This is a genomic window from Pseudomonas sp. UBA5706, from assembly GCF_002419965.1.
GTDB lineage: Bacteria > Pseudomonadota > Gammaproteobacteria > Pseudomonadales > Pseudomonadaceae > Aquipseudomonas.
Genome location: NZ_DIHC01000041.1, coordinates 29,452 through 46,355, shown reverse-complemented (window position 1 = coordinate 46,355; position 16,904 = coordinate 29,452). Strand labels below are relative to the sequence as shown.

The 16,904-nt window shown below is 50.6% G+C and carries 18 protein-coding genes and 2 pseudogenes; 13 read left to right on the top strand and 7 right to left on the bottom strand.

The annotated features are described in order from the left end of the window. The first annotated feature begins 29 nt into the window (after positions 1-29). Positions 30-314, top strand: a complete 285-nt coding sequence (locus tag B3I26_RS19760) for a DUF3892 domain-containing protein (protein WP_296260127.1) — start codon at positions 30-32, stop codon at positions 312-314. Positions 315-521: 207 nt separating this feature from the next. Here the strand turns inward: B3I26_RS19760 and B3I26_RS19755 are convergent, their stop codons facing one another. From B3I26_RS19755 to B3I26_RS19745, 3 genes are all read right to left on the bottom strand, one after another. Next, positions 522-785: a hypothetical protein gene (locus tag B3I26_RS19755; RefSeq protein ID WP_296260124.1), complete on the bottom strand. Its 264-nt coding sequence runs from the start codon at positions 783-785 to the stop codon at positions 522-524. A gap of 504 nt (positions 786-1,289) precedes the next feature. Then, positions 1,290-1,799, bottom strand: coding sequence for a nucleoside 2-deoxyribosyltransferase (locus B3I26_RS19750; RefSeq protein ID WP_296260122.1), 510 nt, complete (start codon positions 1,797-1,799; stop codon positions 1,290-1,292). Further along, the gene (locus B3I26_RS19745) at positions 1,792-3,429 is read right to left on the bottom strand and encodes an SIR2 family protein (protein ID WP_296260120.1); all 1,638 of its coding nucleotides are present in this window, start codon (positions 3,427-3,429) and stop codon (positions 1,792-1,794) included. Before B3I26_RS19745 ends, B3I26_RS19750 begins: the two co-directional genes overlap by 8 nt. A 1,024-nt stretch (positions 3,430-4,453) precedes the next feature. On the opposite strand from B3I26_RS19745, the gene B3I26_RS19740 reads away from it, so the two are divergent. From B3I26_RS19740 to B3I26_RS19710, 7 genes are all read left to right on the top strand, one after another. Continuing rightward, positions 4,454-5,581 (top strand): hypothetical protein, encoded by a 1,128-nt coding sequence (locus B3I26_RS19740; protein WP_296260119.1) that lies wholly within the window; start codon positions 4,454-4,456, stop codon positions 5,579-5,581. Between the two features lie 30 nt (positions 5,582-5,611). Continuing rightward, complete coding sequence (locus B3I26_RS19735; RefSeq protein ID WP_296260118.1) at positions 5,612-6,565, top strand: patatin-like phospholipase family protein; 954 nt, start codon at positions 5,612-5,614, stop codon at positions 6,563-6,565. 218 nt (positions 6,566-6,783) lie between these two features. Further along, complete coding sequence (locus tag B3I26_RS19730; protein WP_296260116.1) at positions 6,784-7,146, top strand: mCpol domain-containing protein; 363 nt, start codon at positions 6,784-6,786, stop codon at positions 7,144-7,146. Positions 7,147-7,154: 8 nt separating this feature from the next. Further along, positions 7,155-7,757, top strand: coding sequence for a hypothetical protein (locus tag B3I26_RS19725; protein WP_296260115.1), 603 nt, complete (start codon positions 7,155-7,157; stop codon positions 7,755-7,757). 778 nt (positions 7,758-8,535) lie between these two features. Next, on the top strand, positions 8,536-8,718 hold the full coding sequence (locus B3I26_RS19720; protein WP_296260114.1) for a hypothetical protein: 183 nt from the start codon (positions 8,536-8,538) through the stop codon (positions 8,716-8,718). Further along, positions 8,718-9,605, top strand: a complete 888-nt coding sequence (locus tag B3I26_RS19715; protein WP_296260112.1) for a DMT family transporter — start codon at positions 8,718-8,720, stop codon at positions 9,603-9,605. The genes B3I26_RS19720 and B3I26_RS19715 overlap by 1 nt, the downstream gene beginning before the upstream one ends. 131 nt (positions 9,606-9,736) lie before the next feature. After that, the gene (locus B3I26_RS19710) at positions 9,737-10,174 is read left to right on the top strand and encodes a GNAT family N-acetyltransferase (protein WP_296260111.1); all 438 of its coding nucleotides are present in this window, start codon (positions 9,737-9,739) and stop codon (positions 10,172-10,174) included. A gap of 58 nt (positions 10,175-10,232) precedes the next feature. Here the strand turns inward: B3I26_RS19710 and B3I26_RS19705 are convergent, their stop codons facing one another. The 3 genes from B3I26_RS19705 to B3I26_RS19695 all read right to left on the bottom strand — a co-directional run bounded on the left by B3I26_RS19705 (position 10,233) and on the right by B3I26_RS19695 (position 11,504). Further along, the gene (locus B3I26_RS19705; RefSeq protein WP_296260108.1) at positions 10,233-10,739 is read right to left on the bottom strand and encodes an AAA family ATPase; all 507 of its coding nucleotides are present in this window, start codon (positions 10,737-10,739) and stop codon (positions 10,233-10,235) included. A gap of 51 nt (positions 10,740-10,790) precedes the next feature. Next, positions 10,791-11,210, bottom strand: a complete 420-nt coding sequence (locus tag B3I26_RS19700) for a YybH family protein (RefSeq protein WP_296260106.1) — start codon at positions 11,208-11,210, stop codon at positions 10,791-10,793. A gap of 105 nt (positions 11,211-11,315) precedes the next feature. After that, positions 11,316-11,504, bottom strand: coding sequence for a hypothetical protein (locus B3I26_RS19695; RefSeq protein ID WP_296260105.1), 189 nt, complete (start codon positions 11,502-11,504; stop codon positions 11,316-11,318). 472 nt (positions 11,505-11,976) lie between these two features. Here B3I26_RS19695 and B3I26_RS19690 point away from each other — a divergent pair, with 472 nt between their 5' ends. From B3I26_RS19690 to B3I26_RS28940, 5 genes and pseudogenes are all read left to right on the top strand, one after another. Next, complete coding sequence (locus B3I26_RS19690) at positions 11,977-12,276, top strand: DUF6124 family protein (RefSeq protein ID WP_296260103.1); 300 nt, start codon at positions 11,977-11,979, stop codon at positions 12,274-12,276. 515 nt (positions 12,277-12,791) lie between these two features. After that, on the top strand, positions 12,792-13,196 hold the full coding sequence (locus B3I26_RS19685; RefSeq protein ID WP_296260101.1) for a DUF3597 family protein: 405 nt from the start codon (positions 12,792-12,794) through the stop codon (positions 13,194-13,196). 97 nt (positions 13,197-13,293) lie between these two features. Then, positions 13,294-14,310: a TIGR04086 family membrane protein gene (locus B3I26_RS19680; protein WP_296260100.1), complete on the top strand. Its 1,017-nt coding sequence runs from the start codon at positions 13,294-13,296 to the stop codon at positions 14,308-14,310. 132 nt (positions 14,311-14,442) lie between these two features. Continuing rightward, positions 14,443-15,282, top strand: a pseudogene (locus B3I26_RS28945) (MCP four helix bundle domain-containing protein); the annotation flags it as partial. Then, entirely contained in the window at positions 15,277-16,140 is an 864-nt protein-coding gene (locus tag B3I26_RS28940) for a methyl-accepting chemotaxis protein (RefSeq protein ID WP_409521948.1), read from the top strand. The pseudogene B3I26_RS28945 and the gene B3I26_RS28940, both read left to right, overlap by 6 nt. Before the next feature lie 165 nt (positions 16,141-16,305). On the opposite strand, the pseudogene B3I26_RS19670 reads toward B3I26_RS28940, so the two are convergent. Next, positions 16,306-16,805 (bottom strand): annotated as a pseudogene (locus B3I26_RS19670) (DUF2625 family protein); the annotation flags it as partial. Positions 16,806-16,904: the final 99 nt, after the last annotated feature.

Sequence of the window (16,904 nt, the reverse complement as noted above, 5' to 3'; positions counted from 1 at the left end):
TAAAGCACAACCGTGAAAAGGAAATCAAAATGGCCGACGCTCAAGTAACGTGCATTAACAAACCCAATGTAAATAGTTCCCATGAACACATAACTCACCTAGGCAATCCAGCAAATAAATGGCGCTGGACTCGCGAGCAAGTGATTGCCAGTATTGATGCTGGTACAAATACTTTCTACGTGATCGATCCGGTAAGTGGTGCCCGTGCAGATATTGGTGTCGTACGCGAATCTGGTCGTGCTCCGTATTTGCGTACTTATGCAGATAAGCAATGGAATAATAACCTGCTGTCGCTTAATCAGTGCCCCATCTGATCAGGCACTGAGTTGCCACTTGTTCTTTAGATATATTTGATTGACCGCTTTTGATCGAATGCCACCGATTGCTAATGGCAGATATCGGCCAAAAGCTGCCTGCCATGGAGTGCGACTTTTCACCCATAGCTCCTAGCAGCGACAGCAATTAGAATGGTCAGAAGCGGTCACTCGAACGGCAAAATATACTTTGTTAGCGTGACCGAGCTAGATTAGCAATAGCCCTTTTATTTTTTGCTTGATTTCAGCAGGGTTTTCTTCAAATCCGTATTTACCGGCATTCTCTTTAGATGAGTTGAATCCCAAGGAAAAACCATTGTATTGAAAGTAGTTAGTGTCAATTTTTCGCCTGCTTGGTTTGCCTTTCTCCAGCATCTCCAAAAGAGTTTTTAAGTGTGAACGCGTTAGCCAGAATTTTTGAGGTAAATCGGTATTGCAGTCGTATGTCAGTTGCAAGAGTAACCTAGCCATAAAATCTCCTGAGCGGGCAGATACTGATGTGACGACCTAATTGCCTATGCATTCAGATTGCACGCCGAGCATCAGTATTTCCAAAATTTTTGCCACTATTACAGTGATCATCGGTTTGAGGGGTAACCGGCTCCCTTAGCTTTCGCCTTCAGGCTTCTACCGCCTAAGGCTAAGCCTCTACAAGCCAAATTCTTAAGCGAACCTAACTGACCGCTCCTGGCCAACTCCTGCCCCCAACGCTGACTGTCTGCATATGGTCCAAGCTGGGCGAAAACGTGCCATACATAACATCCGAGCGAGCCAATCCAAACTAGGAGCGTATTTTTTCTTCCACTCAGCTCGCCATCGTCCTCGATGAATCAAAAACAGCTGTATATTCGACCAATCCAGAAGGGTATTGGTAATCGATACAAAAGAACGCCTAACGACCAGCTTGACGTTTGACCGGGCTAGTCAGACAATTGTCAACGTCGCCTTGCAACTAAGCAGCACTACTACCCGGCGCTACAAGTTTGTGTTTGTCAGGCACATTAAATTTTCAACCGGTTGCGACTCATTTCTTACTGAGACAAAGTTGGCTGAAAAATTACTTCCAAGCCATGCAAGAAGGTCTTGCTTATAATTAAATACTCTTTCACAGCTTTGGCTGATCATTGGATTGTTTCCAGTGGGCAGCGCTTGCCGAATGTCCTCTTGCAATGCAATACAACGCTTTCCATGGGCAAAGCCATAACCCAATTCGAAGGCCACACCTTCATCTATATGCGCCCCATGGAGCACGGCCAATATTATATCGGCCTCTGCCATTGCTTGGATATCAGCGTCGAAAACCATTCTCGACGCAACCTCCTCGTGGACACCGGCATCCACAATCTCCCGTAATAACAGGCCATCTTCCTGAGGTAAAAAAACATTAAAAAATGGTGATAAAGCATCTCTTAGATTAGCGTTATAGTTTAGCTCCATGTCATTAAAAAGTGGAGCGGCAAGGTACAAACTCATTTTTTTATGCATTGGCAATCTTCCTCATCTCAGAGTCCAAATCCGCTGGAGAATACGCAGAAGAAAAAATTATTTTAGCGACGTCACGTATAATATCTACTTCCTTTCGACTGGTAGAATGAATAATTCTGGGCTTCAAAGGCTCGTATAGTTCTAAGCTCTTACATTGAAGCTTTTCTATTTTCTCGGGAGGCCAACTGGTTTCCTTTCTCTTAGTGATTAATCTCGACCAGATTTCGTTAGGATCTCCAACCATGTGGATCACTTCCCCGCTTTGGATCGTTCTAGATGACTTACCAGGTCTAATCCCCTGACTCAGCATCGAACGGGCCCTTTCCTCGACAGTTACGTCTACAACAAACGTCAGCGGATCTATAGGTGAGCGGTCAATAATAAATATACCCACTGCTTTGGTAGCCAAGTAGTTATTTTTCTTGCCAAACTGCTGGTTTGTCCATGAGTCAATTGTCATGGTTTTATGGGTGGACAGGTGATCAGGGGCATTCGCCATCTCAGTAGGGCGTTCGTCAAACCACTCATCGAGGGTAATCAGATTCCCAAATTGGCTCAAAACTGTCGACTTTCCAATGCCGATTGAACCGACCATGTAGTAACAATATTTTGTCGGCAGACCAAGTACATCAGACTCCAACAGGAACTCGTCTTGTGGGAGAGTTATGGCGTTCAAAAATTCTTTAATTTCTGAATTCTTAAAAAACAAAGTGATCAAATTATAGTTGTTGAAGTTGGCCTCAAAAATGGCCGCCTTTGATTGGTTGTCAAGTATTTCATCATCCCTCATGTATCTGATGAAGTAGTTATAGTTCCCTGGGCTTATAGTTGCAGCCTTGCGCAACAGGTGCAATAAAGTCGAATCCGTAAGTGAATGCCCTAGCAAGATGCTAGTTTTTTTGGTCAAAACATGTAGCAGTGTTGAAAGACCTCCACCAATCCCGTCAAGTAGCTGATCAGCAAAAGCACCATCCGAAAATATCAGATTCTCGCTTTGAAACTTTTTCTTATCAAATGGCAAAAAACCGTTAGGATGATAAATTACGCATTTGTCCTTCGTGAACTGAGCATGATGTGACCAGATCGTTTGATACGGGCGCTCATTACTAGTCGGATTAAGATCCGCGCATGACAACCCAAACTCAATATAATCGTCAAAATTATAGTTAACAGTCAGCTCCGACTGCTTAATAAAAGCTATCATTTCACCAAAATAAGGGTGATCGCTAATGGTTTTTCGACGGCCACCATCCTTCGTCTCGCTATATAATGCCGCATGTATCAATTCACGCCAGTCGGATAGAATCTTACGCTCAACCAAATTCGAGTCAGCATATAATCCCCCACTTTCAATCTCTGCTTTCTTATAAGAGCAAAAAATCTCAAACAAAACTAAAGCTGCTTTGCCTGGCGCATCCGAAACCAACATCGCTTCAGCTGCATTCGGTTGCATCGCGGCCTTTATCCTATCAATTAGACTTCCCCATAAGGGAAGCTTTAGATCCCAGCTAATGCCAGCGCCTAACACTAAGCTAGCCTTGTTTTTCTGTAACTGTACTCGAAGCTGACAAATATACTTCCACGCTGATATAACTGCATCAGATTGAAATCTTGATTCCGGTGCTAACATTAGTGCAACCCCTAAATATCAAAAGTTTCGCCACGCATTACTGAATGCTTGCTGTGATCCGCGCAACCAACGAATTGCCGCCATACATACGCCAATTGTATTCGATTTTTTTGATAAGTCGAAGCTTAAACCGATGTCGCGATGATCATCTTTGCCTGGATGGATCTATTGCAGGCTACTCTCCTCAGGGATCGGCTGATCGCTCTAGCGTGGGAAATCTGGACGAGCAGCTGGCTGCGCCTAATTCCCCGCAGACTCGGAATCTAACCCGGAGTATGTCGCGCGACTCCTAGGTTACGCAACGGATTCAATCCAGCGGAGGGTGAGAGTGATGACCACCAGCCAATCAACCCATCCCACGCGCAGGGGGCCCGTCGCCGGGACCATTCGCGTAGCGTTCATGTAGCAATTTTCTTTGTATGCAACCCGCTGGCGGCTCTCGACCCATAGCTGCCGTTCGCTCAGGGCAGTTGGTCCTGAGTCAACGGTCATATTCAGCCGGCGTGTGTCGGCTTAAAACACAGGATGCTCATCGGCGATCTGCACATGGTGACGCAAGACAATATGTGCCCTACAGATATGCGTGCTACAGGAGACAAGGGGTAAAGATGGATGAGGGCGAAACATGTCAGGAACCCTATCAAACCCGATGAGGCGTTAACCCCTGCACTGCGTGAAAAACTGCCGATGTCACGTGTGCGAACGCCGATACGCTATGTGTTTCGGTACTGAAAGTGGTGAGAACGGGGGGCGGTAGCATTAACGAGCGTACTGGCCTATTGCTCATACGCAAACGTCGTGAGATTCTGAAACGCTCGCTGATCAGACCAGCTTAGGCACACAATTTTTCGAAAGCCGGATGCCTAGCACAGAGCGTCAAGGAGAGCAGAAGTCAACCCAAGAGGTACGCAGAAACGACCAGAGAAGTCGTGAGTTTCGACTCCTACTCTTGAAGCAAAGCGACAGCTCCTGAGAGGATTGCTTCGACGACTTAAACAATATATTAATTATTACTGAGAAATAAATGGACTTTAATCGCAGACTCAACTCACTCAGACAGCGCCGAGCTTTCAATGACTTAGCTAGTAGTGGAGTTACTCTTGACTCAGTCACCGGATCACTTTCAAAGTCTCTCAACGAGTCATTCGAAAGTTATGAAGGTCTGAAGGAGTCGACAGGTATAAGATATGTGGTCGGCGCGATGGCGCCAGTGTCTAAGCGTGGTACAGAAATTTCTAAAGGCGAGGGCCAGCGAGTCGCCGACAGTCTAATAAAATCTCTTGAGGCTCGGGGCGAGAGAGTAACTGGGGTACTCCAAGGATCAGTGGCGTTAAACATACATATTAAAGGTGCCTCTGACGTTGATATGCTCATCGTCGAGCGTGAGACGTTGTTCGTAGAAAGTCCCCGCGTTAGTTCAACTGCGTATGTGGCCGCTAGCGACTCTCGGTCTCTTTTGCAGATAATAAAAGATATCCGTAAAAAATCTGAAATAATTCTTCCTGAGAATTTCCCTGCTGTAGATGTCAAAAGTAATGACAAATCTATTGCCATGGAAGGAGGAAGTCTACGAGTTCCAGTAGATATAGTCCCTGCCGTTTGGTTTGATAGTGTTGGTTACCAGCGTACAAGAAACCAAGCTGATCGCGGAATCAAAATTTATAGTAAGTCTGACGATGGGTTCATAACAAATTTCCCATTTAAGCACATTGAAGAGGTGAATCTAAAGGATTCTCGCTATTCAGGAAATGTTAAGTGTGTAATCCGGCTACTTAAGACCCTGGTTTCAGATATGGAAGAGGCCGACAAGAAGGTTGCGAAAGGTTTATCTAGCTACGACTTGACTGCGTTAGCTTACCATATGGGTGAACGCCTTAATGTACCAGTTTATCAGCGTGTTGCTTTGGTCCTAAGAGTCGAGGCTTTCTTCACGTTTTTGATCGGAGCCCCCGAATATCGAAACTCGCTCACAGTCCCGAATGGCACTCGGAAAATCTTCGATACTCCAGCAAGGTTACCGGCTTTAATTTTGTTAAGACAAGAGCTTCAAGAACTTTCGCTCTCCGTCGCCAAAGAGATCGAGCCTTGGAATGCCGTTATCGATACTAGCATTCTTGAACACCGCATTGTCGCGGATACGGTATTTGATTAATTGGATGCGACTCACAAGGTAATATCATTCATGATGACTGACAACGAGAGGCAGGATTTAACAAAGCGGCCATTCAGGATCCTCTCTTTAGATGGAGGGGGCGCTAAAGGTTTTTATAGCCTAGGAGTGCTTAAGGAAATCGAATCTCTGACTGGCAAGAAACTTCATCAGACCTTTGATTTAGTATTTGGGACAAGCACCGGTTCGATCATTGCCTCTTTAATTGCACTTGGATATGAGGTTGATTATATTTTAGAGTTGTATCGTGAGCATGTTCCGAAGGTCATGAAGCACAACTCGCGCTCCGGCCGAACTGCATCACTTTCAAAATTGGCTGAGGAGGTATTTGGGGACGCAACATTTCATGATGTTCAAACAGGCCTCGGGGTTGTTGCCTCTCGTTGGATTCAAGAACGCCCAATGATTTTTAAAAGTGACCCGAAACAGGCTCACGGACGGCAGGCCAGCTTTGTTCCAGGCTTCGGTGTGCCAATCAAAGATGCAATCAGAGCATCTTGCTCCGCCTTTCCTTTTTTTGAACCCACCACCGTTCACACAAGCCTCGGAGAGAAGATTCAACTGATAGATGGCGGTTTTTGCGCAAACAACCCGACCTTGTACGCCATCGCTGACGCAGTTAAAAGTCTGAATAAATCAAAATCTGACATTCGAGTTGTAAGTGTCGGGGTTGGATTTTATCCGAAACCCAAAGGCTCAATTGTTGAAAGACTTATCAGTCGCCTAGTTAGCGTTCGCCTGCTCCAGAAGACATTAGAAATTAACACCCAGTCTATGGATCAGTTAAGAAGCATACTATTTGACGATATTGAAACAGTAAGAATTAGCGACTCGTTTACTGAGCCTCATATGGCAACTGATTTGTTGGAGCATAATCTCGATAAGCTTGACATACTATTTCAACGCGGCCGAGACTCCTTCTCGCAGCGTGAAAAAATCCTTAGGTCGTATCTAACAGAATCCTAGACTCCTTGGACTACTCGGTTGCCGAATTACTATAAAGTATTTGTGATCCCATTTCATGGCGATACCATGGCCATGGTTACGGTAATTGGGGCGCCAAAATGCCCCAATGCTGTTGGTTTCCTTCGCTGCCCATTGGCGTCGATTTCAGAGTCTCGGATCAACGCTAAAAACCATGATATGATCACTGATCTAGTGCCTGAGCAGAGCGAGCTACTACTTTGAAATATATATCTATTGATGGCGACGACATAGGAAACAAAATAACATCTTGCTATCTTTGGAATGATGAAAATAAGCTAAATTTAATCAGCAAGCAAATAGAGGAGTCTACTTTAAAAATTGCGACTCTGTTAGAATTAAATGGGTTTTATGTGATTTTTAGAGCTGCTGATGGCGTTGTTGCGAGAACAAACACTGACTGCAATTTTGAAGAGCTGTTCATCAGGATAAATTCATGCACCACACATGGAATCACTTTTTCAGCAGGTGTTGGCTCTAGCTTGAGAGAAGCATATATTGCTTTGTTAAACTCAAAAAGCAATGGAAAGAATAAACTTTCGGACTTCAATGCGCTTAAATAGGTCAAAAAATGTTTAGGGTAGTTAGATTTGATTTGCTGTTAAAAGCCGTAGTTCTGACATCCATTTCCATTGCCGTTGCAGTATACATTCTTGTACAAAATCTAACTAATGCCGACATAAGCATCTTTAAGCTCACAACGATCTCGACTGCCGCATCCACGCTGGTGATGTTTATGTTGTTATCGCCATTCATTTCTCGGAAAATCTGGTTTATAGCCAGAGTTTTCAAAAAGGACCTTTATCCGGATTTAAATGGTGTCTGGCTTGGCCAAGTAATTACAGAAGACCTGAAGAGTTTTGAGGTAAGAGCTATTATAAGGCAAGCCCTTCTAGTCACTGAAATAGATATGCATGGCGAAACAGTTAAATCTGTAACGCTCGAAACGACGCCAACGGTAGAGTTAAATAAAAAAAAGCTCTATTATGTTTACCGATCTACGCCAAAGAATCCCTCCTGGGGAGATTATGTAGGCTCGACAATTTTTGACGTTATTGAGGATGGCTCAGCGCTTATGCTTTCAGGAAAATATTACACTGATAGGAAGTCAGTTGGCAGAGTGTCAATTAAACGTGTATCTACTGATGTCAATGCTGACGTTTCTTATTATTGACGCCTGACAAGCGTTTCTGGCATATGCCAATGGCACCTCTAAATAGTAGATAGAATGGACGAATAGAGGGCGCGCAGCTCGCGAGTACCCCTCAATTTCGGAGCGGCGACCGTCCGCTCGTGGCCGATAGCGGCCGTCTAACAACGGTAGCCTTTCATCGTGAGCTGTCGCTTATCGTAGTTGGAGAACGCGCCCCCAGATTCAGGAAAGCATGAGAGGCAGCCACGCATTGAGGGCAATCGGTCCCACTCTGGCTTTCCCCTCTCGATCAATGCTTAGCGAGCCCGGGTGCCGGGATAGTTTTAGGGATAGACGGACCATCACATATAAGTAAAAGATTGGTAGATCAGATAGTTAAAAACTGTTTCGACTCCTGGTGCCGCACCATACAAAACAAGGGCTCGCAGAGATGCGGGTCTTTATGTTGTTACGCTTCACGTAACAAGCAACGAAATGGGCGGAGTTTCGTACGAGGTAACACCCTGGAATGGTTGAAGGATTCTCCACGGATTGGTCCAACGAACTCAAGACTTCTGAATTGTCACGCACTCACGTTGCAGGCAGACGTTTCTGAATTTGCGTGCGATGTGTTCCGTCGAACGAGCGTGACTTACTCTGATATAAAGGGCCTTGCACTGCGCTTTATATAACTAAAAGTTCTATATAAATCCAGCATCCAACGTTGCCGTTTTTTGATTAATTGACTAGCTTTGGTCGCAGGTACCGCTACAAACAACCTCTCCTCATGCTCGGTATAAGCATGGGGCTAGGAGCGGTCATGATTGCTACACCTATACCTTGTTTGATGATAACCCTGTCTACTGCGGTCGAAGTGCGCGGCACCATTGCGCTGAAATACTCGTATTGTTTTTCCAAGCCAGCCCCTTCGTCTTACAAAGCTTTGGATATCTTGTTTTCCATATCCGGTCTTTTCCTGCTAAATACAGGGGAGATTGCCTGATGAGTGGGAAATACTGGGCTTTGGCACTTGTGCTCATAACGGCACTTTGGGGTTGGTCATTTGTGGCTATCCATCTTGCTTTGCAGGAGGTGAACGCGCCGTCTTTCAATGCGCTGAGGTTCCTCATCGGCGCGTTGGTCATGATTCCTTTCGTGTATAACCGCCTGGCACATCTATCGGTCTCTCATTATTTGCAAGCGGGGGCGGCGGGGGTTGCGTTATTTTTTGCATTCGCGTTTCAAACAAGCGGTATTAAATATACGACTGCTTCCAATGCCAGTTTTATTACCGGGCTTGCTATTGTTTTTACACCGCTATTCGCTTTCCTGATCTTGAAAGCCAAGCCAACCTACAACCAAGCCCTAGGTGGCGCTATCGCCACAGTAGGGCTGGCGCTGTTGACGCTTCGAGGTTTGGCTATCCATTACGGCGATCTTTTGGTGCTGGTGTGCGCAATCTTTACGGCGCTGCATATCATTGTATTGTCCGACGTGAGTAAGAGAGTGGATGCAGCGGTGTTGGCTTTTGTCCAAATCACTGTCGTGGGTGGGTTGTCACTACTATGGGCTTTCTTCGATGGCGGCTTTCAACTTTCGACAACTTATTCGGCGACGTCTGCCGTGATCATCATTGGCGTCCTAGGAACGGCCGCAGCTTATTTTGTTCAAACCAAGGCGCAGGTAACTTCGTCGCCTGCAAGGATTGCTTTGATTTTGGTGCTGGAACCCGTATTTGGGGGGATCTTTGGGTACTTTTTAGGCGGTGACAGGCTAGCGCTGGTCAATCTCGCGGGTGCATGCCTGATAGTTGCGGGAATGGTAGTTACAGAGTTTGAAGCTGACGCGATAAAAAAATGGCGTAGTCGCGCTATGAAGTTGAGAAATTAACCGTCATTAGGCTTGGGGGCCGTTACCGGCGTGACTTTTTGAAGTCACACAGCGCGGTCTTGCAGACTACGCTGTGATAACGCCTGAATTGCCGCCGAAAACCTCAAACCAGTCTTGAGAGATATGCCCCGATGACAAACGACCCCATATCATTCGAAATATCGTGCTCGCCCAGCGAAGCGGACCACGACCTGATTCTAAAGGGGCTGATGAACTTCAATGCAAGCGAGGTTGGGCCCTCCAACGAGCTGCCATTGGCGATCCTTGTGCGTCATGCCGAGTTTGGTGATGAGGTGGTGGGAGGTTTAAGCGGCTACACGGCTTGGGGGTGGTTGTTCATTGAAAACCTGTGGCTGCCGGAGACGCTTCGTGGGCGGGGTCTTGCGGCGAGGCTTCTAGCGGATGCCGAGGCGCAGGCGCGCCTTCGTGGCTGCCATGCTGCTTGGCTGGATACCTTCAATCCTTACGCGCTGAAGCTTTATCGAAGCCAAGGGTATGTAGTGTTCGGCGAGCTTCCAGAATTCCCGAAAGGACGGTCTCGATTTTTTCTGAAGAAATCGCTGCTGTAGAAAAATCATTCACTTATAAGCGCGGGGGCATGCAGTTTTCACCTGGCACCCAGCCGATTCACCTCACAGGGCAGAATTGACTGGTGATCATCAACACCGCTTGCGTCGGCGAAACCTGGGCGGTGTCGATGCGAAACGGGGGTTCGTCCCACGTTTCGTATTCATGGTCCAGCACCGCTTGCCAGGTGGGTGGCGTCAGCCCTGGAACGTCGCTCAGCCTTGTTTCTACCCGCCGTTGATGTTCATGTTTGTCCGAGCAAATCACGTGAATATTGACCAGGCGTACGCCGGCCTTGGAGGCGACTTCGTTCCACGCTGCACGGCTTTCGGTGACCGGATTTACGCAATCCGCGACGACCGCGTGCCCTGTGCGGAGATTGTCGAGCGCAAGCGCATTGGCGACCAGGTAACCGCTTCGTCCCACGCCTTGTGCTAGCGCGCCGGCGTTTTGAATCGCTTGCTCGATCGTGTCGATCCGCAGGTAGACGGCGCCTAACGCGACGGCGAGGTCCTTGGCGATGGTGGTTTTCCCGGTGCCGGGAAGGCCACTGAATACGATAAGCATGGGGTGTCCTTCGATCAGGGGGTTAGCCCGCGGAGCGGCAACAGGCCGAGCTCACTCGCTCGCTGCGTCGTCAGTAAAATCCAGCAGCGCTGTGCCATACGAGTTATCCACCACGCACAACCACTTCCCCGCCACTTCTTTAAAGACGTACGTGGCCCGGCGCGTGATGTTGGTTTCTGTGCCCGTTTGGTCAGTGGCGTGCAGCAGCGTTTCCATGATCACAAGGGCCACATCGCCGCCCGGTATGACCTGCATGTTTCCTTGTGTGACGACCATGCTGTTGTTGAAGTGCTCGGCGATGGCGATGAACGCTCGGCGGATGCTGGCCTTGCCGGTGACGGTCAGGCCGGGTTTGACGACGAGGCTGGCATCGTCTGCATAGAATTGCATGAGCGCGTCGTAGTCTTGCGCCGTGATGGCGCGGTCGGCGGATTCGATGGTTTGCTTGAGCGTTTGGGTGAGTGCGTCCATGGCTGTCTTCCTTAATGGCGTGGGGAGCGGCAACGAAGGTTCCGCTGCCGAGGCGAAGCGTTGGATTCACTCCTGACTCGCCCTCTCGTTGCGGTGAGACCGATATCAGCTGAGCTTCTCGAAGTAGTTTTTACGAATGATCCGGTTTATGTAGCTGTTCAATCCTTGCCCTGCGCGAGCGAGTTTTTGCAGTTCGGCAACGGCTGCGGGGCCTGGCTTGATGGTGTTGTAGAGATAGCGGGATTGGTCGGCGAATTCCACCAGGATCGACCCTTCCTCCAATCGGAAAGCCACGACCCCCGAATCTCCACTGAGATTGCTGTAACGCTCGATATCAGTTCCCCCGGTGTGTGTGATAGCAGACTCTAATGCGCAAACGCGTGGTTGTGAACCGAACAAAATGTTTAGTCGCGTTGTTTAAAAAAAACACATTCGCGAACAAAAACGATGCAGAGTTGTAGGACGCTTCTGAAATTTGCCGCTATCCTGCCGATCCGCTTGAACGCGCCTGGCACTATGACTACCTTTCGCCCGTCGTTGTAACCAACGACCGGGTTTAGTCGCCCGAATAGCGTCAGGTGCGTAACGCCCTCATGAATCGCGCCACTGCCTATAGACAGTGGTGCGCGTTTTTATGGTGGCTGTACGAGGGGCACATTCGTGTGCGCCGGGTGCCTGACGTCCCGGTCGACTAACCCGAGTACAGCCACCGCCCTTTCGTTTAGTCGCGAAGCGTGATGGCTCCACCACGTCAGGAGCTTGAATCATGATCAGATCCACCCCTCATCCCCCCGAAATCCCGGTCACCCAATCCACTCCCTTCGGGGCCGACGTCGGCAATCAATGCCTGTTCAGCGTCCAACCGGGCATTCGAGTCGACGACGCCCTCACCCTTGTATATGAGTACCTGAACTGTGCGGTCGCCACCGCTTATGAAGCAGCGGACAACACCTCGCCGGAATTTCGGCCCCTAGCCAGATCGGTCGTGCATCACATCGAAGCCGCCAAAGCGTTGGTCGAAGCCTCGATCGCTGGCTTGGCCGTTCGTATCGAAGCCGAGCGCTAAACACTCAACCGGGCCGTCTCTACTGCGGCGGCTCTGGCCAGAAACCTCCCTCACCTCCAACTCACCCGTACTGCCCACACCCGCGCAAATGCTAAGGAAAGATGGGTGGTGCCTGTCTTATGCCATCACCCACAACCCCTTTCTCAGCCGCTCTATTATTTGCCGATTGATACAGCTCGGGCGCGTTAGAGCGACCTTAGATACGCCGCCGGCCAACTACCGCGCACCCCTACCATTCGTCCGATAAAAATCGACGCCCAACATTAGTTGGAACCGAAATGCGAGCGAACAACTCCAGTTAATAGCGGCAGGCATTGAGGTTTGGTTGCCACAGTTGACGCTTAGAAGACGATGCTTGAATTAACTGTCTTCTAATCGCGATAAAAACTGTATCGAACGCTATTTGCCGCTGTGAAGTAGCCATTTTGCCATCACGCACTCTGGTGTGAACTTCAAGTCGATCTTATCGGCCTGATTTGCACTGGATAGATGATCACTTGTAAAAGGAAATAACGATGAGCTTTTTCAACAAAATCCTGTCCGCACTGGGTATTGGCCACGCTGAGGCGAGCACGCAAGCGTCATCTGACCCTTCCGCCGCTCCGGCCACCGGGGGCACGGCTGCTCCTGCCGGTACAGCGCCCACAGGTGCAACTTCTGCCGCGGCAGCAGCGCCCGCCACTAAGGAACAGGTCGACGCCAAACTCGACTCGCTGGCAAAAGACCATCCAACACTGAACCCTAAAGAGTCCATCGTGGACCTCCTGAAGGCGTTGAACCTGCCAAATGATCTTGCCAGCCGTAAGCAACTGGCCGGCGAAGTTGGCATGAGCGGTGATTACACGGGCACTGCGGATCAGAACATTGAACTGCACGGTAAAGTGCTGACAAAGGCTGCCTCGGGCAACGGCAGCGTCTAATGACGGCTGCGTGACCCCCATCGCAATATTCCAAGGAGCTGCGCCTGACCTCAGGCGCAGCACGCTAAATCAGGGAGCTTGACCAAGGAGCATCACCATGATCACCGATGACCGCACTAACACAGTGGTGTACCCAGAGACGCATGTCACTTCGGCCCCACTGCTTAAACGAATTTCCTGGAGCGCTATTTTCGCCGGCGTAGCGCTTGCGATGGTGGTGTCCGTCATTTTGAACCTGCTGGGTACGGCGATTGGCTCTGCCAGTATCGACCCGTTGCAGGAAGGCAACCCGCTCGACGGCCTGGGCAAAGGCACCGCCATTTGGGTCGTGGCCAGCGGGATCATTTCGTTGTTCGTCGGTGGCTGGGTGGCAGGACGTCTTGCCCAGCGCGAAGGCGCGATGCATGGCCTGTTGGTGTGGGCGACCACCTCGCTGGTCACCTTGTATCTGGTCTCGAGCGCGGTGACAGGTATTGTCAGCAGCGGCCTTAATCTGGCAGGCAGCGGTTTGTCGGCTGTCGGCAGCGGCATTTCGCAGGTCGCGCCTCGCCTGGGCGATACGGTTCAAGATCAACTGCGTAAACAGGGTATCGATTTCAATCTGGATGATATTCAGGGCGAGCTCGAAACCGCGATGCGCCAGACTGGCAAACCCGAGCTGAACCCGGACACGGTGAAGCAAGAAGCCAAGGCCACTGGGCAGGATGCCAAGAACACTGCCCAGCGCAGTGCGCAGAACCCTCAGGCGACCGATACCCAACTCAGCGGTTTGCTGGATCGCATCAAGGCAAAAGGCGACAAAGCTTGGGATGCGGCTGACCGTGAAGCGTTCGTTAACCTGATCAAGGCACGCACCGGTAAAACCGATGCCGAGGCCAACCAAATGGTCGATCAGGCTCAGCAGGCGTATCAACAGGCTTACGCCAAGTATCAAGAGCTGAAGGCCGATGCAGAGCGTAAAGCACGCGAAGCAGCCGACGTTGCTGCCAAACGTGTGTCTCAAGGCGCTTGGTTGTTGCTGATCACGCTGATCATCTCGGGCCTTGTGGCGGCGGGTGCAGGTGTATTGGGTCGTCGGACTCAACCGGTTACAAAGGTTGCCACTACGGTGTAACGGTAACTGCGAACACAAAACGTCCCGGCTTTGCGGGACGTTTTTTTTGCCCGGAAAAAACCGCGCAAGGTCTGACGGGCGGTGATTCAGCTTGTGCGCCGTGAGCCGATACAACGGTATATCCGCCTATCCATGCGAAGTGTCCAGCGACTTGTCACTTTTCAAGGCAAACCTATCGGGATTCGAATTATGACTTGGCTGCGCGACGCGAAATTATCGACGAAGTTAATCACCGCTTTCGTGCTTTGCGCACTGATCACCCTGGCAGTGGGGCTGTTGGGTGCCAGGGGCATTACCCAACTGTCGGACAGCCTGAAATCGGTGTTCACCAATAATCTGGTTTCAGTATCCAAAACCGCAGAGGCCAAAAGTAACGCGATTGCTCAGCAACGGGATCTGTATTCGTTGATCGGGGCTCATATTGCGAACGCGCCGCAAAGTACCAAGGATCAGATTTTGCAAAGCATGGATGCCAACCGTGCTGACAGCGAAAAGGCATTTGCAGTCTACAGGCAGACGCCGTTGGCCGACGACGAGCGCGCAGCCGGCGACAAAATGGAACGCGATTGGCCGGCCTATCAGGCTCAGATTCAAACCGTGCTTGCGGCGTTGCAGGCAGGGGATATTCCAGCTGCAAGGGCGCATATGTCGGGCGATGTTCAACAGGCGTATCGCACTGTATTGGATGAGTTGTCGGTTATGGTGGCGTCCAACAATCGGCAGATTGTCGAGGGTGGCAACGATGCGGTCGCGCAAGAGCGCGCTGCGACCACAACGCTTTACATCGGCATCGCGCTGGCCTTCATTGCGGCAATGGCGCTGGGGTTTTTCATCAGCAGGCTGATCAGTCGGCCCATCGCGGTAGCGGTGGCCAGCGCGCAGCTGATTGCCAAAGGCGACTTGACACACACGGTAGGCAGCGCGGCACGCGATGAAACCGGACAACTGTTGAGCGCGCTGGGCGATATGCAGGAGAGCCTGAAAGGCACGATTCGCCAGATTGCCGAAGCCGCTCACCAATTGGCCTCAGCCGCTGAGGAGCTGAATGCGGTGACCGAAAATGGGAGCCGCGGGCTGCTTCGCCAGAACGATGAAATCCAGCAGGCCGCCACTGCGGTTACCGAAATGACGTCGGCCGTGGAGGAGGTTGCGCGTAATGCAATCTCGACTTCCGAGGCCTCGAAGGCGGCAAGCTCGCAGGCCAGCAGTGGGCTTGGCCAAGCCCGCAATGCGGTGACTGCGGTCAACAGCGCGACCACCGAAATCCAGGCATCCACCACTATCGTGGAGGACCTGGCAGTTCAGGTCAGGGACATCGGCAAGGTTCTGGACGTGATCCGTGGCATTGCCGAGCAGACCAACCTACTGGCACTGAACGCGGCCATCGAGGCCGCTCGGGCGGGCGAACAGGGCCGTGGCTTTGCCGTTGTCGCTGACGAGGTCAGGGCCTTGGCAGCGCGCACTCAGTCTTCAACCGGTGAGATAGAGAGCATGATCGGCGCGGTGCAGTCCCGGGCCGATCAGGCAGTGGTCGCGATGGAGAAGAGCCAGTCTTTGGTCACCAACACTCAAACGCTGGCCCAAGCGACCGGCGACGCGCTGGAGCTGATCGCCGAGGGCATCGGCCAGATCAACGATCGCAACCTGGTAATCGCCAGCGCGTGTGAAGAGCAGGCTCATGTGGCGCGTGAAGTGGATCGCAACCTGGTCAATATTCAGGATCTGTCGACACAAAGCGCCACGGGCGCGAATCAGACCACCGCTTCGACGCAGGATCTGTCCCGTTTGGCGCTGTCTTTTAATGATCTGGTAGGCCGTTTCCGGTTGTGAACGAGCAAGGGCCAGTGAGGCTGCGCATCCACGCGGCCTCCTGATCTGCCCATGTCAAACGTGATGACTGCTCGACCGTAGAGAGCAGCCAATATTCAGGTCGTAGTGTTCAGCGATATCTATGACGCGGCGGCTGCTTGTGTGGACTGACCCCTCTTCGGTCCACAGAAACGGATAGAAACTGACGCACTGATCAGTACTGACAGCGCTCATACCCTGCTGCCATGTTTGCCAGCGTAACCCGTCATAAAACGTCTCGATCCTGTCACTCATTGCCCAGCCTAAAAGTCGGTATAACCGATTTCCATTGGCTCCCAGATGAGGGTATCCGGTGCCCAGTAGTACATTGATCCGATGTCGTCGCCCAAGCCGCCGCCATTGATCGAGAAAAACCCGCCTGCAGCATCGTCCGCCACCAACATATGGCCTTCAGATCGTTGCTGATTCCAATCCAGAATATTGCGCGCCAGCCGCGCATGGCCCGAACCCAGAATCCGCAGCCACCCGTTGTCGATCAACATGCCGCCCGTTTCATAGGCGATGGCCCCCAGCATTGAGCGAGTAGTGATCTGTAGCCCCAGTAACACTCTGGCGCGGTCGTCCGAGGGTTCAAGTAATTCGCAAGGACGCTGTGCGTGTTCACGCAGCGCTTTAACAAGCGGCATCGCAGGGTCATTTGGCTCCAGCAGTTGTTCAAGACACTTCATATCCGGCCCTTGTAGGGTTTTGTCCAGCGTAGGCAGCCGCTCGGGCAGCGAGACTGT